The 24,466-nt window shown below is 69.1% G+C and carries 23 protein-coding genes and 5 pseudogenes; 15 read left to right on the forward strand and 13 right to left on the reverse strand.

Annotated elements, in window-relative coordinates; translation table 11 throughout:
- Positions 1–507: 507 nt before the first annotated feature.
- The 7 genes and pseudogenes from ACWD1U_RS13100 to ACWD1U_RS13130 all read left to right on the forward strand — a co-directional run.
- Complete coding sequence (locus ACWD1U_RS13100; protein WP_451107050.1) at positions 508–1,263, forward strand: helix-turn-helix domain-containing protein; 756 nt, start codon at positions 508–510, stop codon at positions 1,261–1,263.
- Between the two features lie 410 nt (positions 1,264–1,673).
- Positions 1,674–1,830: pseudogene (locus ACWD1U_RS13105) on the forward strand (amino acid permease); the annotation flags it as partial.
- Between the two features lie 346 nt (positions 1,831–2,176).
- Entirely contained in the window at positions 2,177–2,266 is a 90-nt protein-coding gene (gene kdpF, locus ACWD1U_RS13110; protein WP_451107052.1) for a K(+)-transporting ATPase subunit F, read from the forward strand.
- A 32-nt stretch (positions 2,267–2,298) separates the two neighbouring features.
- Positions 2,299–3,960, forward strand: coding sequence for a potassium-transporting ATPase subunit KdpA (kdpA, locus tag ACWD1U_RS13115; protein WP_451107053.1), 1,662 nt, complete (start codon positions 2,299–2,301; stop codon positions 3,958–3,960).
- Between the two features lie 32 nt (positions 3,961–3,992).
- Positions 3,993–6,095, forward strand: coding sequence for a potassium-transporting ATPase subunit KdpB (gene kdpB, locus ACWD1U_RS13120; RefSeq protein ID WP_451107055.1), 2,103 nt, complete (start codon positions 3,993–3,995; stop codon positions 6,093–6,095).
- 6 nt (positions 6,096–6,101) lie between these two features.
- Positions 6,102–6,734: a potassium-transporting ATPase subunit C gene (locus tag ACWD1U_RS13125; protein WP_451107057.1), complete on the forward strand. Its 633-nt coding sequence runs from the start codon at positions 6,102–6,104 to the stop codon at positions 6,732–6,734.
- A 102-nt stretch (positions 6,735–6,836) separates the two neighbouring features.
- A pseudogene (locus tag ACWD1U_RS13130) lies at positions 6,837–7,040 on the forward strand (cytochrome P450); the annotation flags it as partial.
- Between the two features lie 97 nt (positions 7,041–7,137).
- Here the strand turns inward: ACWD1U_RS13130 and ACWD1U_RS13135 are convergent.
- Together ACWD1U_RS13135 and ACWD1U_RS13140 are read right to left on the reverse strand one after the other, a co-directional pair.
- Positions 7,138–7,566 (reverse strand): ATP-binding protein, encoded by a 429-nt coding sequence (locus ACWD1U_RS13135; RefSeq protein ID WP_451107518.1) that lies wholly within the window; start codon positions 7,564–7,566, stop codon positions 7,138–7,140.
- A 217-nt stretch (positions 7,567–7,783) separates the two neighbouring features.
- On the reverse strand, positions 7,784–8,062 hold the full coding sequence (locus ACWD1U_RS13140) for a GlsB/YeaQ/YmgE family stress response membrane protein (protein WP_451107059.1): 279 nt from the start codon (positions 8,060–8,062) through the stop codon (positions 7,784–7,786).
- Between the two features lie 188 nt (positions 8,063–8,250).
- Here ACWD1U_RS13140 and ACWD1U_RS13145 point away from each other — a divergent pair, with 188 nt between their 5' ends.
- The 3 genes and pseudogenes from ACWD1U_RS13145 to ACWD1U_RS13155 all read left to right on the forward strand — a co-directional run bounded on the left by ACWD1U_RS13145 (position 8,251) and on the right by ACWD1U_RS13155 (position 10,701).
- Entirely contained in the window at positions 8,251–8,919 is a 669-nt protein-coding gene (locus ACWD1U_RS13145; protein WP_451107061.1) for an HAD-IA family hydrolase, read from the forward strand.
- Between the two features lie 255 nt (positions 8,920–9,174).
- Positions 9,175–9,366: pseudogene (locus ACWD1U_RS13150) on the forward strand (RNA polymerase subunit sigma-24); the annotation flags it as partial.
- Positions 9,367–9,702: 336 nt separating this feature from the next.
- The gene (locus tag ACWD1U_RS13155) at positions 9,703–10,701 is read left to right on the forward strand and encodes a PaaX family transcriptional regulator (protein ID WP_451107063.1); all 999 of its coding nucleotides are present in this window, start codon (positions 9,703–9,705) and stop codon (positions 10,699–10,701) included.
- Between the two features lie 333 nt (positions 10,702–11,034).
- On the opposite strand, the pseudogene ACWD1U_RS13160 reads toward ACWD1U_RS13155, so the two are convergent.
- Both ACWD1U_RS13160 and ACWD1U_RS13165 read right to left on the reverse strand, forming a co-directional pair.
- A pseudogene (locus ACWD1U_RS13160) lies at positions 11,035–11,880 on the reverse strand (RNA polymerase sigma factor SigF).
- 226 nt (positions 11,881–12,106) lie between these two features.
- Positions 12,107–12,997 carry a LysR family transcriptional regulator gene (locus tag ACWD1U_RS13165; protein ID WP_451107520.1) on the reverse strand — a complete coding sequence of 297 codons (891 nt, stop codon included), beginning with the start codon at positions 12,995–12,997 and terminating at the stop codon, positions 12,107–12,109.
- A gap of 78 nt (positions 12,998–13,075) precedes the next feature.
- Here ACWD1U_RS13165 and ACWD1U_RS13170 point away from each other — a divergent pair, with 78 nt between their 5' ends.
- Both ACWD1U_RS13170 and ACWD1U_RS13175 read left to right on the forward strand, forming a co-directional pair.
- Positions 13,076–14,038 carry an EamA family transporter gene (locus ACWD1U_RS13170; RefSeq protein ID WP_451107064.1) on the forward strand — a complete coding sequence of 321 codons (963 nt, stop codon included), beginning with the start codon at positions 13,076–13,078 and terminating at the stop codon, positions 14,036–14,038.
- A 29-nt stretch (positions 14,039–14,067) separates the two neighbouring features.
- Positions 14,068–14,757, forward strand: coding sequence for an NAD(P)-dependent oxidoreductase (locus tag ACWD1U_RS13175; protein ID WP_451107066.1), 690 nt, complete (start codon positions 14,068–14,070; stop codon positions 14,755–14,757).
- A gap of 163 nt (positions 14,758–14,920) precedes the next feature.
- Here the strand turns inward: ACWD1U_RS13175 and ACWD1U_RS13180 are convergent, their stop codons facing one another.
- Both ACWD1U_RS13180 and ACWD1U_RS13185 read right to left on the reverse strand, forming a co-directional pair.
- Positions 14,921–16,111 (reverse strand): PP2C family protein-serine/threonine phosphatase, encoded by a 1,191-nt coding sequence (locus tag ACWD1U_RS13180; RefSeq protein ID WP_451107068.1) that lies wholly within the window; start codon positions 16,109–16,111, stop codon positions 14,921–14,923.
- Between the two features lie 257 nt (positions 16,112–16,368).
- On the reverse strand, positions 16,369–16,848 hold the full coding sequence (locus tag ACWD1U_RS13185) for an ATP-binding protein (RefSeq protein WP_451107070.1): 480 nt from the start codon (positions 16,846–16,848) through the stop codon (positions 16,369–16,371).
- Positions 16,849–17,019: 171 nt separating this feature from the next.
- On the opposite strand from ACWD1U_RS13185, the gene ACWD1U_RS13190 reads away from it, so the two are divergent.
- A complete protein-coding gene (locus tag ACWD1U_RS13190) occupies positions 17,020–17,385 on the forward strand; it encodes an STAS domain-containing protein (RefSeq protein ID WP_451107071.1) in 366 nt (121 codons plus the stop codon).
- Positions 17,349–17,711: a GNAT family N-acetyltransferase gene (locus tag ACWD1U_RS13195; RefSeq protein WP_451107073.1), complete on the forward strand. Its 363-nt coding sequence runs from the start codon at positions 17,349–17,351 to the stop codon at positions 17,709–17,711. Before ACWD1U_RS13190 ends, ACWD1U_RS13195 begins: the two co-directional genes overlap by 37 nt.
- A gap of 676 nt (positions 17,712–18,387) precedes the next feature.
- Here the strand turns inward: ACWD1U_RS13195 and ACWD1U_RS13200 are convergent.
- From ACWD1U_RS13200 to ACWD1U_RS13210, 3 genes are all read right to left on the reverse strand, one after another.
- A complete protein-coding gene (locus ACWD1U_RS13200) occupies positions 18,388–19,392 on the reverse strand; it encodes a phosphotransferase enzyme family protein (protein ID WP_451107522.1) in 1,005 nt (334 codons plus the stop codon).
- Positions 19,393–19,908: 516 nt separating this feature from the next.
- Positions 19,909–20,517 carry a hypothetical protein gene (locus tag ACWD1U_RS13205; RefSeq protein WP_451107075.1) on the reverse strand — a complete coding sequence of 203 codons (609 nt, stop codon included), beginning with the start codon at positions 20,515–20,517 and terminating at the stop codon, positions 19,909–19,911.
- A gap of 91 nt (positions 20,518–20,608) precedes the next feature.
- Positions 20,609–20,992: a hypothetical protein gene (locus ACWD1U_RS13210; RefSeq protein ID WP_451107077.1), complete on the reverse strand. Its 384-nt coding sequence runs from the start codon at positions 20,990–20,992 to the stop codon at positions 20,609–20,611.
- Between the two features lie 91 nt (positions 20,993–21,083).
- Between ACWD1U_RS13210 and ACWD1U_RS13215 the strand changes: the two genes are divergently transcribed.
- Positions 21,084–21,293, forward strand: coding sequence for a hypothetical protein (locus tag ACWD1U_RS13215; RefSeq protein ID WP_451107079.1), 210 nt, complete (start codon positions 21,084–21,086; stop codon positions 21,291–21,293).
- 762 nt (positions 21,294–22,055) lie between these two features.
- On the opposite strand, the gene ACWD1U_RS13220 is transcribed toward ACWD1U_RS13215, so the two are convergent.
- The 4 genes and pseudogenes from ACWD1U_RS13220 to ACWD1U_RS13235 all read right to left on the reverse strand — a co-directional run bounded on the left by ACWD1U_RS13220 (position 22,056) and on the right by ACWD1U_RS13235 (position 24,452).
- The gene (locus ACWD1U_RS13220; RefSeq protein ID WP_451107081.1) at positions 22,056–22,466 is read right to left on the reverse strand and encodes an MmpS family transport accessory protein; all 411 of its coding nucleotides are present in this window, start codon (positions 22,464–22,466) and stop codon (positions 22,056–22,058) included.
- Between the two features lie 205 nt (positions 22,467–22,671).
- Positions 22,672–22,857, reverse strand: a pseudogene (locus ACWD1U_RS13225) (amino acid permease); the annotation flags it as partial.
- A 10-nt stretch (positions 22,858–22,867) separates the two neighbouring features.
- Complete coding sequence (locus ACWD1U_RS13230) at positions 22,868–23,377, reverse strand: gluconokinase (RefSeq protein ID WP_451107083.1); 510 nt, start codon at positions 23,375–23,377, stop codon at positions 22,868–22,870.
- Between the two features lie 28 nt (positions 23,378–23,405).
- Positions 23,406–24,452, reverse strand: a complete 1,047-nt coding sequence (locus ACWD1U_RS13235) for a glucose 1-dehydrogenase (protein WP_451107085.1) — start codon at positions 24,450–24,452, stop codon at positions 23,406–23,408.
- Positions 24,453–24,466 lie beyond the last annotated feature (14 nt).

Here is a 24,466-nt window from a genome sequence, read left to right on the forward strand (position 1 = left end):
GGCACTGGCCGAAAAGGTCGACACCTGGTTCCTGTCGTTCGGCCCGTTGCCCGGCCCGCGGCAGCAGGGTGGCCGAAGCGTTCGGCGCTCCAGAGACGAAGTGCGGCCTCTGCCACCCGGTCGTCAAACGCATCTCGAACAGACGCCCTGTGCCCCCTGGACGGGTCCGCGGGCCGGACCTCGACCGTGGTGTCGGCCCGGCCCGCGGCGATGACCTGCACCCGCCCGGCCGGGATGTCGATGACCGCGGAGATGGGGGCGGGTATCGAACTTCTGCATCCGGCTCTCCTACCGCCCGGTGTTTCCGACGAGGGAAAAGCTACGTTGCGTTAAAAGACCGCGCAACAACTTCGTTGCCCAGATCTGTCATCTGTACTGGTAGGCTCTGAGGAAACATTGCAACCAGCTCACATCTAAAGCAATGGTCGACTTTATGCCCGTTGCAATGAATGAATACGAACGCTACATTTGAGGCGCCAACCACCAAGGGGCATGAAGGAGACCGCGATGCCGGGAGGCAGGCTCACCCAGCAGGAACGCCAGCAGATCGCACTGGGACTGGCCGACGGCCTCGCCTACGCGGAGATCGCCAGGCGCCTGGACCGCCCCACCTCCACGATCACGCGCGAGGTCATGCGCAACGGCGGCCCCAACACCTACCGCGCCGACCTGGCCCACCGCGCCACCGAACGCCGCGCCCACCGCCGTCGGCAGGCCGCACCTCGAGGGGCCCAGCCTCCCGAGCAGGCCTACGGACGTGACGCCGAAGCCGTGCGCGAGTACGAGGAGACACTCACCACCGTCATGATGGCTTCGGGCATGCCCACGATGACGGCCCGGGTGCTGGCCTGCCTCACCCTCACCGACGCCGGCAGCCTCACCGCGTCCGAACTCGTCCAGCGCCTCCAGGTCAGCCCGGCGTCCGTATCCAAAGCGATCGCGTTCCTCGAAGGCCAGAGCCTCGTCCGCCGGGAACAAGGCGAACGCCGCCGCGAGCGCTACGTCGTCGACGACGACGTCTGGTACCAGTCGATGATGGCCAGTGCGCGAGCCATCGCCCAGGTCGTCGAGACAGCACGGCAGGGGGTCCGCGTCCTCGTCCCGGGCACCCCGGCCGCCACCCGCCTCGAGAACATCGCCCGCTTCCTCGACTTCGTCTCCGAGAGCACCGCCCGCGCCGCGGAACAGGCCCGCGAGATCCTCCGCACGAAACCCGAAGCGACCTCGGCGGCCGCTGCAGAGCCAAGTTCGCATCGCGGATAGACAGCCGTCTCGATGATCACAGTCATGGGACGAAGCCCGGCTGTGTTCCCGGCCCGGTGCGGGGACGTGCGATGAACCCTCAGTAGAGCGTCTGCACACGTCGCGGCCTCGCCGAACCGTCCCGCGCAGCGCATGGGTCGAGGATCGAGAGCAGGCACCTTGCAGCCAGGTGCAGGAACGACCACCCGTCGCGGGGCGGATTTCGTCCGACCACCGCGAGCACCATGCGGGCGGCATGGCATGGCCCCTGGCCGCCCGAGGGAGAGGGCCGTGCAAGCCGCTTAGATCCGGTCCACCACGCGCCCCGGCCGCTCTGTGCGCGTTACCCCCCCTCGCTGCATCCCGTCATCACCGACGGCCGGAAGGCTCGTCGTGGCGGAGCCATCACCACACATGTCGGCAAGGCGCGGCACGTGTTCGCCCTGAAGGCTGACCGGCAGTTCCACCTGCACGGCGTCCTCGCTCCGGCCATCGTCCCGGCCGCGCTGCTCGTCTTCTCCGGCGGCGACACCCACACTCCTCGTGCCGCTCTTCGCGACCGGCGTCTTCGTCGGCTTCGCCGTCGCGTGCTCCAGCACCAGCGGGGGGCGCGGCCGTCGCGCACGCCGTGCGGTGGGCAGACGGACGCGGCGATCTGCCCGCGCCGTTTCCGGCTCCTGTGAGCCGCCCCCCGGGACGGTGCCCGCTCGCAAGTACGGAGCAGGCGGCGTCAACGTCCCGTCAAAGCCGTAGGCCCCGCCGTAAGAAAGCCGTCAACGGGCGACCTGATCCCGCCGAAGAGGAGCTTTCCTCTAATCGTCCGTTTCCACCGAACCTCACTCCAGGAGTTCGCGATGGCCGATGTGGCCTTCGTCGTCGCCACGATCGCGGTGTTCGCACTGGTGGCTCTCGTCGCCAAGGGGGTGACGAAGCTGTGACCGTCGAGACCGTCGTCGGCCTGGTCGTGGCCGTCGCCCTGCTGGGATATCTCGTCCTCGCCTTGATCTTCCCGGAGAGGTTCTGACGGTGACATCAGCCGCTACCGCAGCGGGGGCCATGGGTCCGGTACTGGCCGGCGTGCTCCAACTGCTCGCCCTGATCGCCGCCCTGGCGCTCGTCTACGCCCCTGTCGGCACCTACATGGCCCGGGTCTACTCCTCGAAGAAGCACCTGCGTGCCGAGAAGTGGATCTACAAGAGCATCGGTGCCGATCCCGACACCGAGATGACCTGGCCCGCGTACCTGCGCGGTGTGCTCGCCTTCTCGGCCGTGGGTGTCCTCTTCCTCTACCTGCTCCAGCGGCTCCAGGGCGTTCTGCCCGGCTCGCTCGGGTTCTCCTCAATCGATCCGGCGCAGTCGTTCAACACCGCTGTGTCGTTCGTGACCAACACCAACTGGCAGTCGTACTACGGCGAGCAGACCATGGGGCACGTCGTGCAGACCGTCGGTCTCGCCGTGCAGAACTTCGTCTCGGCCGCCGTCGGCATGGCCGTCGCCGTCGCACTGGTGCGGGGCTTCGCCCGCTCGCGCACCGGTGAGCTCGGCAACTTCTGGTCCGACCTGGTGCGGGGCACCCTGCGGATCCTGGTGCCGGGGGCGGCGGCCGCCGCGATCGTGCTGGTGGCGTGCGGTGTGATCCAGAACTTCTCCGGGATCCACGAGGTCGGCCAGTTCATGGGCGGTCCGCAGCAGTGGAAGGGCGGCGCGGTCGCCTCGCAGGAGGCCATCAAGGAGCTGGGGACGAACGGCGGCGGGTATTTCAACGCCAACTCCGCGCATCCCTTCGAGAATCCGACGCCGTTCACCAACCTCTTCGAGATCTTCCTGATGCTGGTGATTCCGTTCGCGCTGACCCGGACCTTCGGAATCATGGTCGGCTCGGTCAGGCAGGGCTACGCCGTCCTCGCCACCATGGCCACCATCTGGCTGGGCTTCGTGGCCCTGATGATGTGGACCGAGTTCGCCCACCACGGCCCGGCGCTCCAGGCCGCGGGCGGGGCGTACGAGGGCAAGGAGGTCCGTTTCGGCGTCGGCGCGTCCTCGATCTTCGCGGTGTCGACCACACTCACCTCGACGGGCGCCGTGGACTCCTTCCACTCCTCCTTCACCGGCCTCGGCGGCGGCATCACGATGCTCGGCATGATGCTGGGCGAGATCGCGCCCGGCGGTGTCGGCTCCGGGCTGTACGGCATGCTGGTCATGGCGATCATCGCGGTGTTCATCGCCGGCCTGATGGTCGGCCGTACGCCCGAGTACCTCGGGAAGAAGATCGGCGCGCGGGAGATCAAGCTCGCCGCCTGCTACATCCTGATCACTCCGGCGCTGGTGCTCGTCCTCACCGCGGCCTCCATGGCCCTGCCGACGCCGCCGCACTCCATGCTGAATTCCGGCGCTCACGGCTTCTCCGAGGTGCTCTACGCCTTCACCTCCGCTTCGAACAACAACGGCTCGGCCTTCGCCGGCCTGAACGCGAACACCGACTGGTACAACACCATGACCGGACTCGCGATGCTGCTCGGCCGCTTCCTGCCGATGGTGTTCGTGCTGGCGCTGGCCGGTTCACTCGCCGAGCAGAAGCCGGTGCCCATGACGGCAGGCACCCTGCGGACCGAGAAGCCGCTGTTCACCGGTCTGCTGGTGGGCGCGATCCTGATCATCACCGGCCTCACGTACTTCCCCGCCCTGGCGCTGGGCCCGCTCGCCGAGGGGCTTGCGTGACGATCACCCGTACAGACAAGTCAGAGGGCTCCATGTCCACAGCCACTCCCACGCGGGCGCCGCACAGCGACGCTCCCACCGCGCACAAGCCCGCCGAAGGACGCGTCGGCACGGGCCTCTTCGATCCCAAGCAGCTGATCAAGTCCCTGCCGGAGGCCTGCCGCAAGCTCGACCCTCGGGTGATGGTCAAGTCACCCGTCATGTTCGTGGTGTGGATCGGCTCGGTTCTGACGACCGTCTTCTCCTTCAAGGAACCCGGCGATTGGTTCGGCTGGACGATCAGCGCCTGGCTGTGGCTGACCGTGATCTTCGCCAACCTGGCCGAGGCGGTCGCCGAGGGCCGCGGCAAGGCCCAGGCCGACACCCTGCGAAAGGCCAAGACCGACACGATCGCCCGACGGCTGCTCAGCGACGGCTCGGAAGAGCGGATCCCCGGCACCGAGCTGACGATCGGCGACCTCGTCGTCTGCGAGGCCGGAGATGTCATCCCCGGTGACGGTGACGTCGTCGAGGGCGTCGCGTCCGTCGACGAGTCGGCGATCACCGGTGAATCGGCCCCGGTCATCCGTGAGTCGGGCGGCGACCGTTCGGCCGTCACGGGCGGCACGAAGGTCCTCTCGGACCGGATCGTCATCAAGATCACGACGAGGCCGGGCGAGACCTTCATCGACCGGATGATCAATCTGGTCGAGGGGGCCGCACGGCAGAAGACGCCCAACGAGATCGCGCTGAACATCCTGCTGGCCTCGCTGACGATCGTCTTCCTCCTCGCGTGCGCCACCCTCCCGCCGTTCGCGGACTACGCCGGTACGCACCTGACGATGGTCGTACTGGTGGCCCTGCTGGTCTGCCTGATACCGACCACCATCGGCGCGCTGCTGTCCGCGATCGGCATCGCCGGCATGGACCGGCTGGTCCAGCGCAACGTGCTGGCGATGTCGGGCCGGGCGGTCGAGGCCGCCGGTGACGTCTCCACGCTGCTGCTCGACAAGACCGGCACCATCACCCTCGGCAACCGGCAGGCCGCCGAGTTCGTACCGGTGGGCGGCACGACGGAGGCGGAGGTCGCGAATGCGGCCCAGCTGTCGTCGCTGGCCGACGAGACGCCCGAGGGGCGCTCCGTCGTCGTCCTGGCGAGGGAGAAGTACGGGCAGCGTGAACGCCACCAGGGCGAGTTGGTGCACGCTGAATGGATCGAGTTCACCGCGCAGACCCGGATGTCCGGTGTCGACGTCGATGGCCGTAAGGTCCGCAAGGGCGCCACGGCCTCGATCGTCGCCTGGGTGAAGGAGCAGGGCGGCGAAGTCGCCGAGGACGCGGACGAGATCGCCGACCGGATCTCCGAGGCGGGCGGCACTCCGCTGCTCGTCGCGGTGGACGACGAGGAGGGAGCCCGCGTCCTGGGAGTCATCCACCTCAAGGACGTCGTCAAGGACGGCATGCGGGAACGGTTCGAGGAACTGCGCCGCATGGGCATCAAGACCGTCATGATCACGGGTGACAACCCGCTGACCGCGAAGGCGATCGCCGAGGAGGCGGGCGTCGACGACTTCCTCGCCGAGGCCACCCCGGAGGACAAGATGGCCCTCATCAAACGCGAGCAGGCCGGCGGCAAGCTGGTCGCGATGACCGGCGACGGCACCAACGACGCCCCGGCCCTCGCCCAGGCCGACGTCGGTGTCGCGATGAACACGGGCACGTCGGCCGCCAAGGAAGCCGGCAACATGGTCGATCTCGACTCCGACCCGACCAAGCTCATCGCGATCGTCGAGATCGGCAAACAACTCCTCATCACCCGGGGCGCGCTCACGACGTTCTCCATCGCCAACGACGTCGCCAAGTACTTCGCCATCATCCCCGCGCTGTTCGCGGCGGTCTACCCGGGCCTGGACAAGCTCAACATCATGGGCCTGTCCTCGCCCCACTCCGCGATCCTGTCGGCCGTGGTCTTCAACGCGCTGATCATCATCGCCCTGGTGCCGCTGTCCCTGAAGGGCGTGCGGTACCGGCCCGTCAGCGCCGACAGGATGCTGCGGCGCAACCTGACCATCTACGGCATCGGCGGGCTGATCGCGCCGTTCATCGGCATCAAGCTTGTTGACCTGCTCATCTCTCTGATCCCCGGGATCGGGTGAAGGACCATGAACAACTCCGTTGTGAACACGGCCCGGTTGGTCGGTGCGGGGCTGCGCGCCCTCCTCGTGCTGACCCTGGTCACCGGCGTGATCTACCCGCTCGTGGTGACGGGCGTGGCGCAGGCGTTCTTCGACAACAAGGCGAACGGCTCCGAGATCAGGGCGGACGGCAAGGTCGTCGGCTCGTCCTTGATCGGGCAACAGGGCTACAGCCTGGACTACTTCCAGCCGCGCCCGGCGAACGGGCTCGGCGAGAACTCGGTCAACACCCAGTACAAACTGATCCTTTCAGGCGCCACCAACCTGTCCGCCGACAACGACAAGCTCGTCCAGTCGGTGGACGAGGCCAAGGCGAAGGTCGTCAAGGACGACTCCACCCCCGACCACAGGGTCGAGCCGTCCCAGGTCCCGGCCGACGCCGTGACGTCCTCGGGCTCCGGCCTCGACCCGGACATCTCCCCTGCCTACGCCGACCTTCAGGTCCACCGAGTCGCCGAGCGCAACGGCCTGACCGTTGCCCAGGTCCAGAAGCTCGTCGACGAGCACACCGCGGGCCGCACACTCGGCTTCATCGGCGAGCCCCGGGTCAACGTGCTCGAACTCAACATCGCGCTCCAGGCCCTCGTGGCCGAGGGCTGACGACGCGGAAGGCCGAAGGAGCGGGAGCCGACGGATGCGGGGGTCTTCCTCCTCCGCCGGCTTCCGCCACCGTGAAGCCCGCACGACAGGCGAGGCACACACGTGGACGCCGAGGTGGGCGGCCAGGCCATCGAGGCCGGCACGACGGTCGTCCTGTCGTACAACACCGCCGACCGCGACCCCGAGCGCTTCACCGATCCCGACGTGCTCGGCCTCCACCGGCAGGAGGGCGGGCACCTGGCCTTCGGCCACGGCATCCGCCTGTGCCTGGGCCGGCAACTGGCCCGCATCGGGATGCGGATCGCCCTCGCGCAGCGCGATGCGCTGGACCCGATCACCGAGAAGTTCTCCCTGCTGCACTGACTCCGGCCGAGCACGAGCCTCTCGGCCGGAGCGCCGGCTGCTACCGGGGGCGGAGTCCGGCGACGTCCCCGCCGGGATCGTCGGGCAGGGCGAGGCGTACGGTGATGCGCTTACCGACCGGCTCCCGATGGACCTCGAAGCCCTGGGCGACGGCCATGACGATCTCCAGACCGTGCTGCCCGACTCTGCCCGCGTCGGCTGCCAGGGCCACCGGCAGGACCGGATCACTGTCCCACACGATCACTTCCACCACGTCGCCGGAGATGCGCAGCTCCATCAGCACCGGCCCGGGAGCGTACTTAGGGGCGTTGGTGACCAGCTCGCTGACCACCAGCTGAGTCAGGTCCACCGCTCGAGCGGACACCGGCAGGCCGTGCTCGGCCCGGACGCGGGTGAGGAAATCCGCCGCCCGGTGGCGCGCCTCGGCAATGACGTGTCCGTCACCGTCAAGGGCGACGCTGTCCCGTATGAGGGGCCGGCGCGGCCTCGGGCCGCTTCTTGCTCGCGCTGGCGATGATCTCGGAGTAGCGCGGGAGTATCGCGCCTAAGGCGCTGAGTAAGGCACCGGCGGGGGACGTCCCGGGCGGCGCCCCGGACCGCGCTGCCCGTACATGCTGACGGCTCCCTCTCCTGCGATCAGGAGAGGGAGCCGTCCAGTGCGTCCGGAGGCGTGTGCCTTCAACGGGTCATGCGTGACGGTGCGAGTGCCGGTTGCCGGTGACGAGGCGGTAGAGGCCGAGCAGAATGAGGGAGCCGATGATCGCGGCGATCCAGGTGGAGAGGTGGAAGAACCCGTCGATGGAGTCGACGCCGAAGATGACCTTGCCGAGCCAGCCGCCGAGCAGACCGCCGGCGATACCGATGAGCATGGTGATCACGATGCCGCCGGGGTCCTTGCCCGGCATCAGGGCCTTGGCGATGGCGCCGGCGAGCAGCCCGATGATGATCCAAGCAATGATGCCCATGGTGCGTCTCCGCTTCGTCGTATAAGGGATGTGTCAGTTCATCGGGTGCGCCGATCCCGCCCGAACAAACGTCTCCTTCTGGTATCAGCTCTGTCGGCTCTGGTCCGGAGAGGGCGGTGTGGGTCGAAGAGCCACGCTCTCGAGCGCCGTCCCGCGTGACCTTCAGGGCCTCGTGACATGATCACGGCGTGACCAGTGAGCTCGTGCAGCCCGGCCCCAGGAAGCGCGTTCTCTTCGATGTCGACGGCACGTTGATCGATGCCGTGAACAACCAGCGCCGGGTCTGGGCGACATGGGCAGGTCGATACGGGCTGGACTCGGCTGAGGTCTATCGGGTGGCCCTGCGGACGCGACCGTTGGAGACCTTCGCGAAAGTGGCTCCGGACCAGGATCCGAGCCAGTGCCTGGCGGCGCTGCACGAACTGGAGGACGAGGACGTACGGTCCGGCGTCTACGCGGCCTTTGACGGCGCGTCGCAGCTGCTGGGCACCCTGCCGCCGGAGGCCTGGGCGCTCGTGACCTCCAACTACGAGCACCGGGTGCGCGGACGATTTGCTCGGACGGGCCTGCCGGTACCGCGCGTCGTCGTGGACGCCGCCGCAGTGGACGAAGGGAAGCCCTCCCCCGTGCCCTACCTGCTGGCCGCCGAGCAGCTCGGTGCCCGGCCCGAGGACTGCCTGGTCATCGAGGATGCCCCGTCCGGAGTCGCGGCAGGGCTGCGGGCCGGCATGACGGTGTGGGGAGTCAACACCGTGGCTCCGGTGGCCGGAGTGCATCGTCACTTCGCGAGCCTGCGCGAAGCGGTCCCCGACATCCTCGCCTTCGCCCGGCCGGAGGGGGCAACCGCGGTGAAATGATCACACTGCGGCTGCTGTGCACCGGAGCCGGAGCCGCCCTGGACAGCCCCCGTCCTCCGGTAAAGGCGGCGGACGACCGTGCGTCGCCCACCTCGTTCCTCCACTACCAGCGGGCGACCTGGCCACGAGGTAAGCGGGCTTGACCAGAGAATGGACACCGGGGCCAGGTCAAGAAGCGGACGGCACCTTCGCCGAGTTCCGTGGGGAACGGGTGGTGCGGAACGCCAGGGACGCCGGGCCGGCGCCAGCACACTCAGACCCGACGTGGTGAGGCACGTCAAAGAGGCATGGGAGACCAAGGACATCGCAGGCCTCGTCGGCCTTCTCGACCCGGCCGCCGTGACGACCGCCGACGGCGGCGGCATGGTCGGCACCGTCCTGCGCCCGGTCGAGGGCGGCGCGCGCATCGCCCAGTACATGGCCGCCATAGCCGACAGCTCCCGAGGACGCACCGTGAAAACCGGTCGGCCCTCGCTCGGCAGGATGTGCGGTCGCCGGCCAATGAGCGCCCACCCGGGAGTGAGGTCCGAGAGTGAGTCCAGGTCTTCCACGAGCGTGAGCTGATCAGACGCACGCCGCCCTGGGAACAGGGCGGCGGACCGACGGGTGTCACGGACCTGCAGGGCGTGGGTGGCACGCTCGCAGAAGTCGGGCCGGGCAGCCACCCATCGCTCGCCCCCGGGCTGGTCATCCCGGTTCCGGCCCTGTTGGGGTGGTGGCCAGCCGAGGGGAAGGGAGCCCCCGTAGAAGCTCCGGCCCGGCGATCTCGCAGCCGTTACAGTGGTGCCGCCGTTGTCGACCGCGTCGGAGCCGACCTTGCCGAACCTGTCCAACCTCGAGGAGATCTTCTCCGAAGAAGGTGACGGCGCAGGCCCCGTGCGGTCACCCGCCTGGCAGAGCACCGTGTCACCGCCGGGACTCGCGGTGACCTTGATCGCCGACTACACATTCCCCGTCCGGGCGTGGTTGCCGTCGGCGGCGATCGTGGCGCTGCTCGGCGAGTTCCAAGTGGCCGCGGGCGCCGCCCGTACGACGATCAGCAGGCTGGCGCGTCGAGGGGTGCTGGAGGGCAGCCGCCACGGGCGGCACAGCTCCTACCGGCTGACACCGGAGGCCGCTGCCGACCTGTGGAGCGGCGGCAGCTCGATCGCCACGTTCACCACGCAACCCGACTCATGGGACGGATGGTGGACACTGATCGCCTTCTCCGTCCCGGAAGCGGAAAGCACGCGGCGGCGCGCGCTGCGCACCGCGCTGCGCTGGCGCGGATTCGCACCGCTGTACGACGCAGTCTGGGTGTCGCCGCACCCCCTGACCCCCAAGGGGCGGATCGAGCTGGCCGACCTGGCGCGGGGAGCGGTGAGTGTGTTCCGCGCGCGGCAGGAGGATCTCGAAACGGAGGCCAACCGCAACCCGGTCGAAGCATGGGACCTGCCCGGCATCGCCGAGCAGTACCAGGCTTTCATCAGCCGTTGGAGCACCTTGCTTCCTCGTATCGGCGCCGGCGGCGTCACCGGTGCTGACGCCGTACGGGCCCGGACCGAGATCATGCACGCCTACCGGCACTTCCCCATTCTGGACCCGTTGCTTCCCATCGGGCTGCTGCCGCACGACTGGCCCCGGTCACAGGCGCGGGAAGTCTGCGTCGGGGTGTACGACGGCCTGGTCCAGCCGGCCCAGGATCACGTCCGCGCCACAGTGACTCGCTTCGCTGAAGGACCGCACTTCGACATCAGGGCCCACACGATCGCCGGCATGAGTGCGGGTGTGGGCCACGGCTGACGGCTGACGGCTGACCGCCGGTGGGCTATCCGGGCAGCCCGCGGCGACGCCTGGCGTCGCGACCTCCGGCGCGAGGGACGGTGGTGACGGATCGGCCCTGCGGAGGTCCGCTGCTGAACGCCGTACCCCTCGACCGCCGATGGACGACAGCGCGAGCGCCGTCGCTTCGAGGGGTGCGGTCGCGCGGGCGCTGGTGGCACAGGCTCACCACCACCGGCGGATGCCGCGTCGGCACTTGCACACCTCCGATGCCACCTGCTCACCGCGGCGCTCGAAATCCGTGCCCGGCGCGGGACGTGCGTCCCCCGCGCCCACCCCGCTCGGGGCGCCCCCTCAGCGTTCGGTGAGCATGCCTTCCCGCAACCGGGCCAGGGTGCGCGACAGGAGTCGGGAGACTTGCATCTGCGAGACGCCCAGACGTTCGCCGATCTGGGCCTGGGTGAGTTCCTCGACGAACCGCATGTGGATGATCTGCCGGTCCCGGTCGCCGAGTTCGGCGATCAGCGGAGCCAGGGCGTGGAAGTCCTCCACCAGCTCCAGACTCTAATCCTCGGCTCCGATGAAGTCCTGCAGCGCCGCTTCGCCGTCCTCGCTGCCGCTGATGGTGGCGTCCAGAGAAGAGGAGTTGTAGCCGTTCGCGGCGACGCGAGCCTCGCGTACCTCTTCCTCGGGAAGGCTCATCAGCTCCGACAGCTCCTTCACTGTCGGGGTGCGCCCCAGACGGCTGCGCAGCTCCTCCGTGGCGCGCGCGAGCTGGACACGGGCTTCCTGCAGGCGGCGGGGCACGTGCACGGCCCAGGTGGTGTCGCGGAAGAACCGCTTGATCTCACCCACGATGTAAGGGACGGCGAAGGAGGTGAACTCCACCTCCCGGGAGAGGTCGAACCGGTCTATCGCCTTGATCAGGCCGATCATGCCGACCTGGACGATGTCCTCCATCTCCTCCGGCCCCCGGCTGCGGAACCGGCCGGCCGCGAAGCGGACCAGGGACATGTTCATCTCGATCAGCGTGTTCCGCGCGTACTGGTACTCGGGCGTGCCCTCCTCCAGCACCGCGAGCTGGTCGAAGAACAGCCTGGACAGCTCACGGGCGTCCTTCGGCGCCATGCGAGAGGGATCGGCGACCTCCGGCAACTCGCGCGCCCGCGTATCCGTCACCGTCATGCTCATGAGCGCCATGGCATACCCCTCCCACCGAAGCCAACCGTCACTGCCGGCCGAGTGCAGCCGACGTCGCCGCGCGGATACCCCCTCATCGTGCCGTCAATCCTGCACAGGATGAACGTGCCCCCAGCTCGTGACACCTACCGGGCCTCGCCTCCCCCACGGACCGGCCGACGCGCCCTCGATGTCCTCCTGGTGCCGCCCGGGCCGCCTTCGTCGAGGCCGACGCCGGGTGCCTGCGCTATGCCGGTGCTCCGACTCCGAGGACGCCGAGCATGGCCCGGGTCGCCGGGCTGGGGTTGAACCGGCTCCACACCAGGCACTCGACTCGACGCGGGCCGTCGGCCACCGGGACCAGCGCCAGTTCCGGATCTCGGGCGGCCAGCGGGCGGATGAACGCCGACGGCATCAACGCGATGCCCAGTCCCCGGGCGACGAGGCGAGTCATCAGCTCCACGACGCCGGCCTCGTACGCGACGTCGCGGACCAGGCCGGCGGCGGTGAACGCCCGGTCGGACTGGGCCCGGGCAGGTGTCCCGGCCACGAAGTCCACGAACGTCTCCTCGGCGATCTCCTGCAACGTGACCCGGGACGCGCCCGCGAGCCGGTGACCGGTCGGCACCACCAGTACGTGCCGGTCGTGATCGAGGACGAGCGTCTCCACCCCGGAAGGCCGTTCGTCTTCCGGCAAGCCGAGGAAGGCGATGTCCAGGTCGCCGTTGCGGATGGCCGCGGCCAGTTCGTCGCTGCGTCCCGAACGGAGGGAGACGCGGACGTCCGGGTGCCTGGCTCGGTACCGCTGGAGCAACTCGGGTACGTCGACGGCAGCGGTGGTCACGATCACGCCGACGGCAAGCCGACCGCGTACCACGCCGGTCGCGGCGGCGGCGTCGGCGACCGCGCGGTCGGCAGCGGCCAGGCACTCGCCCGCAGCGGCGACAAAGGCGGCTCCAGCGCTGGTCAGCTCGACGCGGCGGCTGGATCGGGCGAACAGCTTGATCCCCAACTCCCGTTCAAGACCGGCGATCCGGTGACTCAGCGACGACTGCACCACGGAGCAGCGCTCCGCGGCGCGGGTGAAATTTCGGGTTTCGGCGAGGGCGACCACGTATCGCATCTGCTGGAGATCCACATGGCCATCGTTCTTCTTCATAGCTGCCATGACAAGCATGCGTTGGATTCATGGCCGGTCTGGCTGAGACTTCCTGACATGCAGACCTTGACCGGGGCTCCACCGGGCTCGTTACGGACCACTCACGCACAGCAGGCGGCCACCGTCGCACTGACCGCCCTGGCCCCCGTGTCCTGGGGCACCACGTACGCCGTGACCACCGAACTGCTGCCGGCCGGGCATCCGTTGTTCTCGGGGCTGATGCGTGCCCTGCCCGCCGGGCTGGCCGGGCTGGCGATCACGCGGGTGCTCCCGCGCGGAGAGTGGTGGTGGAAGGCCGCCGTTCTGGGCGTGCTCAACATCGGCGCCCTGTACCCACTGTTGTTCCTGGCGGCCGAGCGACTCCCGGGGGGTGTCGCCGCCACCCTCGGCGCTGCCCAGCCGCTGCTGGTCGCCGGGCTTGCCATCGCGGTGCTCCGCGACCGGTCTTCGGCCTGGCGATGGTCCTGGGGAGTGATCGGCGTGGCCGGAGTGGGTCTCGTCGTGCTCGGGCCGAACGCCCGGCTGGATGCCGTGGGGGTGCTCGCCGGCCTCGGCGGTACGGCCGCCATGGCCGGCGGGATCGTCCTCATGAAGCGCTGGGGCCGCCCCTCGGGAACCGGTGCGCTGACCCTGGCGGGCTGGCAACTGACGGCCGGTGGCCTGCTGTTGCTCCCGATCTCCCTCGCTGTCGAAGGGGTGCCTCAGCGGATCGATGCCGGAGCGGTCGGCGGGTACCTGTGGCTCGGCAGTGTGGGCGGGCTCATCGCGCACACCCTGTGGTTCCGCGGGATCGGGAAGCTGCCGGTCGGCGCGTCCGCACCGCTGGTACTGCTGTCTCCGCTGGTCGCGACCGGCGTCGGGATCGGCCTGGGCGAGTCGCTGAGCCTGCCGCAGACCGTCGGCTTCCTTCTCGCCCTGGCCGCTTTGCTGGCCGCACAGTTCAGCTCCCGGAGCCTGCGCGAGCGCGTCGGACGCGGCAGGACCGCGCGAGACCACAGCCGTCGGGAGCGGGTCCGATGACGACAGGTTCGATGGAGATGGGTTCTTCGATGACGACCCTCAGGACGATCGCGGTGCTCGGTGCGACCGGCATGGTGGGCAGTCGGGTGATCGACGAGGCTGGTGCGCGCGGGCACCGGGTGCTCGCCCTGTCCCGAACGCCCGCCAGCGAGGCGCCGAACGTGACGCCGGTCGCGGTCGACGCGAGCGACCCGCACGCCCTGCGCGAGGCGTTTGCCGGCTCGGCTGCTCAGGGCGCCGCCCCGGACGCCGTCGTGGTCACGGTCCGGACCTTTCCGGCCAACGAGGAGTTCCTGGTCGGCGCGACCCGTACCGTACTCGACGTCGCCGCCCAGCACGGGTTGCGCGTCCTCGTGGTCGGTGGCGCCGGTGCCCTGCGCAGCCCCGGCGACCGGGATGTGCTGGTCGCCGACAACCCCACCTATGTGCCCTCCGAGTACCGGGCCGTCGCCATCGCCGGTGTCGCCCAACTGCGGGCCTGTCATGCCCACGCCGACGCGGACTGGGTGTACCTGAGCCCGCCGGCCCTGCTCGAACCCGGCGAACGCACCGGCCGCTACCGCCGCGGCGCCGACACCTTGCTCACCGCCGCCGACGGCAGGTCGTGGATCAGTGCCGAGGACCTGGCTGTCGCCGTGGTCGACGAACTCGAGAACCCCGGCACCGACCGGCACATCACGGTCGTCCGCCACCACGCACACCCGCCGGGACCCGCTTGAGCCACTGGTCACGCGGCACGCCGGATTCATAAGGCATATGTACGACGCCACGCCATGGCAATGGTCAGCTTCGAGGCTCCTGCGGTTTGACCTCGACCTCGCTCGGGCTCTGCTCTGTGAGTCCCGTGCGTGCCTCGGTGCGGTGCGGTCACCGCGGTCATCATCATTGCGGGCCCGGTCTGAACGGGGCGGGTCGGCGATGACTGCCGTGCCAGTCCAGTATCAGGACCGTGGCGTCGTCCTTGAGGTTGCCGTGGCAGGCGTCAAGGACCGCGGCGGTCAGGCTTCGTACGGCTTCTCTTGGATGCAGCGCGCGGGTGTCGTGAACGACCGAGGCCAGGTCGGCCGCTGCGGCACCGCGCTCCTGCATCCCGTCGGTGAGCAGGATCAGGCGGTCACCCGGGCGCAGTTGCAGTTCCTGTACGCGGTAGGAGGTGGGCGCCGCCACGCCGAACGGCAGGTTGACGGCGAGTTTGACCTCTTCGACGGTGCCGTCCCGCAGCCGCAGTGGCCAGGGGTGGCCGGCGTTGACCAATTCGCACAGGCCTGTTTCGAGGTCGACGCACAGCAACTGTCCGGTGGCCAGGCCGCGGCTTTGACTCAGCAGGGCCTGGTGGGCGTGGTGGGCTTGCTTGAGGGCGTCACAGCCACTGCGGCGCGCCCGCCGCAGTGCGCCGACCAGCAATGTGGCCAGCAGGGCGGAGTTCGTGTCGTGGCCCATGGCGTCGGTGATGGACAGGTGCAGGGTGTCGCGATCGAGGGTGTAGTCGTAGGTGTCGCCCCCGATGTCGTCGGCCGGGATCAGCCCGGCTGCGAGGGTGAACTGGGGCGCCTCGCAGCAGGGGGCCGAGGGAAGCAACTGATGCTGGATCTCCGCGGCCAGACTGGTCTCGGTGGTGCGCCGGCCGAGGTGGTACAGATCGGTGAAGCGGCGGTCCGTGACGATGATGTAGGCCAGCGCGTGTGCGGCTTCGCGGACCTGTCGAAGCACGGTGTCGTCGGCGGACTGCAGGGTCGCCTCCAGGAGGCCGATGCAGTCGCCGCGGTTGGTGACCGGTGTGATGACGCGCCGTCCGCCCTGGCCGTCGGGTTCCACATGCTGGCGCTGGCTCTGCAGGACGCTGTCGTAGACGCTGCCCCGCAGGTCGATCGGCCCAGCATGGCCCGCGAGTTCGTCCCCGGCCGCGGCCAGCCGTACCAGCCGCTGACCGATGAGGTCGGCGAACAGGAAGGACACACGCTCCGCACCGAATCGCTTGTGCAGGTCGTGTGCTACCACGTTGGCGGAGTCACCAGGCGGCGCCGCCTCCGCAGCGGCCAGCAGACGGCCCAGTTCCAGATCCCCACGCTCCACGACAACCTCCCATCGGTTGCCGCACCTTTTTCCCCGAGTTTCCGGGACATCACCTCTTGTGGCTTTCTTGCCTGGTCACGGCAAGGGCACCGGGTCGGTGGGGGGAGGTTCCGAGACCGCCCGGCCTCGCGTGCGAGCATCACCGGCGCCGGCGCTCGATCCCTCGCCCACAACCGGGCCTTCCTCACCCGCCCACTTCACTTTTCTACGCGACTCTTCTCTGCGCATGAGAACTGCACCGGAACAGTCGGCGGCCGTCAGGTCCGGCGGCTGCCGGCAGCGGTGTCGCTGGGTGTGTCGCACACAGCGATGCGGGCCGTGATGCGCTTCCCGACCGGCTCCTGTTCCATGAACAAGTCCTCGGTGACGGCCTTGACGATCTCCAGGCCGTGCTGGCCGATCCTGCCGGGATCGGCGGGCCGGGCCGCGGGGAGCGTGGGATCGCTGTCCCACACGACGATCTCCACGACACGGGCGGTGAGGCGCAGCTCCATCAGAACCGGGCCGGAGGCGTACTTGCGGGCGTTGGTGACCAGCTCGCTGACAACCAGCTGTGTGAGGTCCTTCACACGAGCGGAAACGGGCAGGTGATGATCGTTGCCGGCCTGGTCGAGGAAGGCGGCAGCGTGATGGCGGGCGTCGGCGATGCAGCCGTCGTCTCCGTGCAGGGCATACCCGGTGCGCACCAGGTCCTCACCCGGTAGCGCGCAGGCGTCACCGCCGGCATCAGATTCCACTGACCTCACCCTCACTCCCCCGTACACGCGCGCACATACCCCCTATGCCGCCCTGCATGCCGCACGGACGGTGCTCGAAACCGCCCCGTGGGTGCATCCGGCCGGAACAGTGGGGCAGAATCCCCTTCACACGTCCTGACCGAGCAAGCCTAGATCGCAGCTGAGGAGACAGTGGCCCACATCGAACAAGCGGACCGGCCGGACCGGCTCTTCGCCGAGCACCGTGTGGTCGAGGGCATCCGCGTCGTGACCCTGCGAGGCGAGATCGACCACGACGTCCAGGACGTACTCAGCGAAGCCCTGCTGGTCGAAGACGGGGCAGTGCCGCCTCGGATCGTCGCGGATCTCAGCGGTGTGACCTTCATGGACTCCAGCGGCATCAACGTCTTCGTCGCCGCCCACCAGCAGGTGAGCGGCGCACAAGGGTGGGTGCGCATCGCCGGTGCTCAGCACTCCGTCCTGCGCGTCCTGCAACTGGTCGGCATCGACACCCTGATCCCGTGCCACGCCACGACCGAACAGGCACTGAGGCCCTGACCACTGCCCAACTGAAACGCGCGATCGTGCGTATCCGGGCAGGTCTGACGGTGGTCGCCGCAGCTGTCGAGCACGGCTCGGTACTGTCCGCGGGCCAGCACCAACCGCTCGCGGGAATCAGCGAGATCGTCGGCGTCGGAACGCTCCCCACAGCTCGCCGTCGCGGTCTCGCGCTCGCGGTCACCGCGGCACTGGTAGTCGACGCCCGATCGCGGGGAGCGGAAACCGTCTTCCTGTCGGCAGGTGACGACGACATCGCGCAGATCTACGCCCGACTCGGCTTTCGCAAGATCGGTACGGCGCTGATCGCCGAACCCGCGGAGTAGCCGCACTCCGCCCACCCCGCAGCGGTGTTACGTCTCACCGACATTTCCGGGCTTCGTGATCGACAAAGGGCGCGGCGCCCTGGCTGTGCCGCGGCGCCGCGCGTATGGCCGTCACCCCCGGTGCCCGGCCTACGGGCGAGCCGGAGACGGTTCGGCCGAGTGGAACCATTCAACGGTCTCGGTTTTCGTCCAGGGCAGCTTCTGCTTCGAGAAGTCGTTACTGGAGATGTCGTAGCCGATCCTCGTCGTGCCTGAGCCGGTGACCTGAAGCGTTACTGTGTGCCTCGCCCGTCCCCCGGCCGCCGGCGACTCGCTCTGGGACGCCGTCGCCTTACCGCCGCTGGAGTTGGCATCGTCTGCTGTGTCCTCGCTGCTGCCGCACCCCGTCGGAAGCACAGCGGCAACCAGTGCCGCCGTCGGCGTGAGTGTCCTTCGTATCTTCCCGGGGTCCTGCTTCTGGTCGTCGCGGTCCGACACCAAGATCCCATCACGACTCTGCAGGAAAGCCCGTCAGGGCGTGGGCAGCTGCCGCCGGCCGGCGAGGCGCCTCGCCCCGGTGGCGGTTCCACTGACGGTGGGCCGGCGGCTGGGGAGCGCGCGGAGCATTTCGAGCAGAGGATGGCCTCCGGGCGGAAGGGCTTCGTTGCTCGCTGACCGCCTGACTGCCGCGATGCCCTTACCGGGTCCCCCGGCCCACTTCCCTGGCGATGTCGATCACGAGTTGCCGGTGGGTGCGGGCCATGTCTGTCAGATCGTTGCGCAGCTCGGCCAGCCATTCTGGTTGGTCCTCAGATGGTTCGCCCAGCGCGCGTGTGATGCGCACGAGAGAAGCCGCAGCCTGCAGGCCGGCAAACAGCGGCAGGCGCGCAAAGTCCTCGTCGTCGAACCGGCGCACGCTGCGGTATCCGTCGAGGAACGCGTCGAACCGCGCCCGGTGCCCGGTTGCGGGCCGGCCGGTGTGGTCGGTCAAGTCGCGCACGGCGTAGGCGATATCGGCGGCGTACCAGGAGACGGCGACCTCGTCGAAGTCGTAGGCGATCGGCCGGCCGTCTTCCCAGGCCATGTTGTCCAGCTCGAAGTCACCGTGCACCACACCCCAGCAGTCCTGGGTGCGTGGCAGGTCGCTCGTCAAGTCGGCCAGCCTCGCCGTCGCCTCGGCCAAGGTTGTGTCGTCCGCCAACAGTTCGCCTATGTCCGGAAGCTCGCTGAAGGATTCGGGCAGCCCGGCACCGAGCCCGGCGGCATCGCGGTGCAGCTGCGCCAGTGTCTGCCCCCAGTGCCGGGCTTGCGATTCGGTGAGTTCGGTGACGTCGACTTCCTCGCCGGGAGCCGGTTCGACCACCATGGCGTGCATGACACCGAGCCCGGTTGCCACGGTCACGGTCAGGGCTCCGGACTCGGCGGGGACCGGCCGCACCACCGCCGAGCCGCCGTCGTTGAGCCGTGCCATCAGCTCAGCCACCGCAGTCAGGGGCTTGGCGCCGCGATACGAGCCGGGCACGAACCGCAGATAGCGCCGTCGGCCGTGGTCGGGGAGCACAAAAACATGGGAGGCGCTGGAGCGCCACCACCTGGCAGTGCCGGCCGGGTAACCCCACTGGGCGGCGACCTGGTCGGCTACCGGGCTGTCCCACGTTTCGGACACGGTCTGCTTCAGTCGATCGATCTCGGTCAACGGCATCATCGCGGGTAAGCCTTGGTCATGCAGCCGAAAGTCACAAGCCGATTTCCACACTGGCCGGCTCAGGTGTCACCTGTCTCCCCATCAGAACCACGGCGCCACGCGCTCGACATGAAAGTGGGCGCACCACTCGCAGGAGTTCGTACTCCACTTCCGCACCGCCGTGGGGTGGCCGGCATGGCGTCGTCAGGAACGGTCTCGCCGGGCGACGTCTTTCAGCGGAAAGGTCCGTGGCTTCTCTCCCGAAGAGATGGGCGGCCCAGGGCCCCGTCCGTGCCGGTCGCTCTTCTGTCGTTCGCTCAAGGGGCCGCTTGGTTTCCTTACTCGGCCCCGCGCCCACTCCCGGCGCCGGGAGTGGGCGCGGGCGCCGGCGAGGGTGTGGTCGTTGCAGCGGCGACGGCCCGGTCGGTGTCAGCCCGGCCGCGTGGTGGGCCGGAAAGCATCTGTCCGACGTCGGTTCCCTTCCCCTCGAGGCGACCGTGGCCGGGCGGAGTCGGTCGCACGCGTGCCACCGGATCACTCCCCCGCGCCCATACTCGAGGAGTCCACCTTCTTGATGGGGTTACGCACGCCGTCGCGGAACGCGCCGAGCCCGGCATCGAATTCGACCGCCGAACCGACGAACAACGTCGACTCGTCGGGTGCCACGTAGATTTTGCCGCCGCCGCGCACGGCGTGGACGAGGCAGACACCCAATCCGTCCGGCAGTTCCACGATGTTCACCACCGGATCGGCTGTGAACTGCGCGAACAGGCTGAGCCCCACCGCGACGAGCCGATCGGTACCGCCGGTGACCGCGGTCGCGCCGTCGGCGGCAGCGGCCGGCAAGGGCCGGCGCACCTGGGCACCTGCCGGCTCGATCAATTCGATCAGGTAGCCCGCGCGGTCGGCCGCCTCAAGGAAAGCATCGAGGTCGGGTGACTCGCGCAGAAGCGCACCGAGCTCCCCCTCGGCTTCAGCCAGCTGGAAGCGGGCAGTCGCGAACGAATGCGTCACCGGGGGATTTCCCGCAGGCGGCGGCGGAACGGAGGTGCTGACCAGGAGCCCCGGCTCTCCGCGGATCTCCAGCGCCACCCGCCCGTCCCGCAGCAGCCGGTAGCTGCGCACCTCGGACGCGCCGCTCACGGCCTGCCCTCCGGTCCACTGACCTGCTCGAGGCATGCGAGCATCATCGGATCATCCTTGCGGCACGCCGTCGCGGACCCCGTCGGGGTCATCACGAGGTGCCGCCCTGCGCCTGGAGGTTGTCCCGGTCGGGCACCGGGACACCGGCCGCGGTGAAGGGGTCGAGGAGCGCGCGGTACTGAGCCTCGGTCAGTTTCTTGCGCTTGTGCACGGCTCGTGCGGCAATGACGCAAGCAGACAAGCTGTCCGAGTGAAGGCTTGCGCGGAACTGCTTCAGCTCGACGGCACGGAGGAGCAGCGCCGATCTGACGGCGTGGTCGATCCAGGAGTGCTCCGAGGCGGACACCCGCGCCGCCCGGCTGCCCTCGCGGCCGCCCTGGGGCCACCGCTCCAGGAACGCCTCGTACAGCGCCGCGAGCGCGGCGGCCGGCAGGGCCGTGGCGGACGAGATGAAGCGGGCGGTCGTGGGATCCACGCGAGTGCCTCCTGAGTCGTGTGAACGACGGCCAGCGTACGGTCTGGGTCGGACAGCGTTCCGACGGGCAAAGCGAGCGGGCGGGGGCAGGATGGCGGAGCAGTACCGCGTGGAGTGGACCTACGAGGGCAGCCCCTTGGCGACGTACAACACCTTCGACCTGGCCGGCGCCGAGCGCTACCGGGCCAGGGTGGCGGAAGACCCGATCGCCCAGGACGTCCGGATCGTGGAAGTCGGGCCGCAAGAGGACCCTGCATGCCAGGGCCCGTCCTCAGGGATCACCGGTGATGAATCATGGTGAGGTGAGAGGTCGCCATGAAGGTGGACGAAGACGGCGACCGGCCCGGCAGCTCATCGAACTCTACGAGGAGGTCGTCCCCGGCACCGCCTTCGATCACACCGTCTCCGGCACCCCCGCACCCACCCTTGGCCTCCGCTCCCCTGACAGAACGCACGCGGTCCCCCACAGCCGCGCCGACAGGGCAACGCCCTGGAATCCGCCTTCGGCATGCTCACTCACCTGGCCGACAGGACACGCCGCCCGCACTCCACCGTGCTCGAATGGCAGTGTTCTCTGTTGCCGAACAGGCGGGAGCCGATAGTGCACGAGATGTGGTGCGGCCCAGACGCGTCAGGACAACCCATGTGGCACGTCCTGACCACCGACAAAAGCAGCACTCTCTGTGGGGCACAGAAACGCGAGAAGTCCCACGGTCAGAATGCGACGGACAAACACTGTTTCGCCTGCATGGAAGTACTACAGGCTGTTGTCGTGCGACCAGGCTGAAAGACCTCGGTGCTCGACGACGGGCAGTACACAGTCTGCGGCCTGCATCCCGGGTCGCAGGGCTTCCGGCCCGCACTCCACGAGCGGGCGCAGGGCTCGGCGGGAGACAAGGCGCGGACCCGATGACAGGGCGGGCAGCTTCTGGGGACGTGGGCGGCTGCCGCGAAGTCCGCTGGTGGAAAGCGGCGTGGCGCTCGGCAGGTGACATCACCGTCAGCTGTCTTACCGGCTGGCCGGCGCAGCCTCCGGGCTGCGCCAACAGCTTGCGGGCAGTGATTACCCCGTGATCGGCGACTCCGCGGTGCAGCCACCGGCAGTCACCAAGCCCTCGGCGCTCTGTTCCTCGAGCACCTTGCCCTTGTAGGTGATCTTGCAAGTGATCTGGGCGCCTTCGGGGTCCGCGGCGACCGGCATGACCGCGGCGGGCATGATGCCGCGCAGCGTGACCGTCTTCGTCCAGGGCAGCTCGGGCTTGGACACCGACTCGATCTTCGGCTCCGTGGCCTTGCCACCGCCCCCGTGGAACTCGATCGAGTCGACGTTCTTCCCGGTGACCTCGTAGGTGACTTCGTACGTCTCGTTCACTGCCTTGTCGACCTGGTCGACCGCCTCGGTACAGGAACTGAGGCCGAGTGCGAGGCCGGTGACGGCGACGGAGCAGACGGCGGCGCGGACTGCGCGGTTCATGCGGATCCCCCGGATCATGAAGGTCAGGTCCGCAGCCAATCGCAAAGAGAAAGCAAAGTCAAATGGTCAAGGGCCCAACGGGTCTGCAGAACACAGGGATTGCGAGAGGCCGGGCAATGTCACCAACGTCCGAGACTTCGAGCTCAAGACGCCGGCGCGGCGGCCGAGGGGTGGCTTGCAGGGCCCGTTGGGCGATCTCTGCGGCTCACCCCTCGCCGCGCACTTTCAGCACCGCCTTGTCGAGTGCCCACAGCCCGATTCCGATGGCCGGCGGCGCACCGGGGCGGACACAGACGTCCGCGGGCCGGTCGGAGAGGGCGCTGACCAGGATCAGCTCCGTGATCGCGCCGAGCTCCGGCAGGGCGGTCGGCGTGCGGAAGAGATGCCGGTGCCGAGGCGGCTCAGGGGGAGATGACGGCGGCATGAGCGAGAGCGGCTGTCTCCTCCGGCGTACCGTCGATCGGGATGGCCGCGCCCGGTTCGTCCTCGCCCATGGGTTCGAGGTCGGCGAACTGGGTGCGGAGCAGGGCGGGCGGCATGAAGTGGCCCTGCCTGGCGGTGATGCGTGCGGCGATCAACTCGGGCGAGCCGTCGAGGTGAAGAAAGAACACATGGGGCACGGCGGAAGCCAGCCGGTCACGATAGCGCCGCTTCAGCGCGGAGCATGTCACCACCCCTCCGCTGTCCGCATGGCCGGTCAGCCACCGTGCGATCTCTTCCAGCCAGGGGCGGCGGTCGTCGTCATCCAGAGGATGACCGGCCCGCATCTTCTCCACGTTGGCTGCGGGGTGGAAGTCGTCCCCCTCGGCGTAAGGAACACCGAGACGCTGTGCCAGCAACCGGCCCACCGTGGTCTTCCCTGAGCCTGACACGCCCATGACCACCACCAAGGGAGCAGTGTCGTGAGACATCCTGTACCTTCCCTTCGCATCTCGCCGTCTAGAGCTCGATGACTACCTTGACGTCGTCCGGTTGCGGCGTGAACGCCTCCGTTGCGCGCTCCAGCGGCACCCGCCGGGTGATCACGCGCTCGAGCCACGACAGGTCGGCCTTGGCCAGCGCGTCGGCAGCCTGTCGGTAGTGACGCAGGTTGGCGTTGACCGAGCCCACCACCGCGTCGTTCTGCAGCACGATCTCCCTGTTGACGGCGCCCGTGTCCACGGTCATTTTGCGGCCGACGGGTGAGACCCCGGTCAGGCACACCACTCCGTAGGGCGCGGTGCCGGTCAGAGAAGCGAGCACCGGCTCGTTCGCGCCGGTGGCTTCGATGATGACGTCCGGGCACAGGGCGGAGACGACCTGCTCGACGTCCTTCGCGTGGTAGGTGGCGCCCAAGTCCCGTACCAGGGTGGGCTTGGACCCCTCGGTCACCCGGTCGAGCACGTGCACGTCCAGTCCGCGCTGGGTGCCCAGGAGGGCGGCCAGCAGACCGATGGGCCCCGCACCGGTCACCAGGACACGCTGTGGCTCGAACCACGAACGGGCACCGACACGCTCGACCTGCTCCCATGCCTTGGCCACCACGGTGGTCGGTTCCATGAGCACACCGGCCCGGTCCAGATGCGGCTCCAGCTTCACCGCGTAGCCGGCCTCCACGCACCACGCCTCGGCGCCGTATCCGTCGATCTCCTTGATGCCGCGTTCGGTGTAACGGCCGTTGCGGCACATGTCGAACTCCCCGCGGGCACAGGCCCCGCACGGCTCGGGGTCCGGGCGGCGCACCACCCCGGCGACGAGGTCACCGGCCGAGAAGTCGCTTCCGCGTGGCGCCTGCCGTACCCGCCCGAGGGACTCGTGCCCCAGAACCAGCCACTCACGGCCTGGCGGGGCCCAGCCGTACTCGCCTCGGACGATCTCCTTGTCCGTTCCGCACACTCCCACCGCCAGGCCCTCCACCACCAGCTCGTCCGCGGCCGGGACGGGGTCAGGCACATCCCTCACCTCCAGGGAGTCCTTGGCGTCCGGCCGCACCGTCAATGCACGCATCGCCCACCTCCGTC

The organism is Streptomyces sp. NPDC002788, from assembly GCF_053592115.1.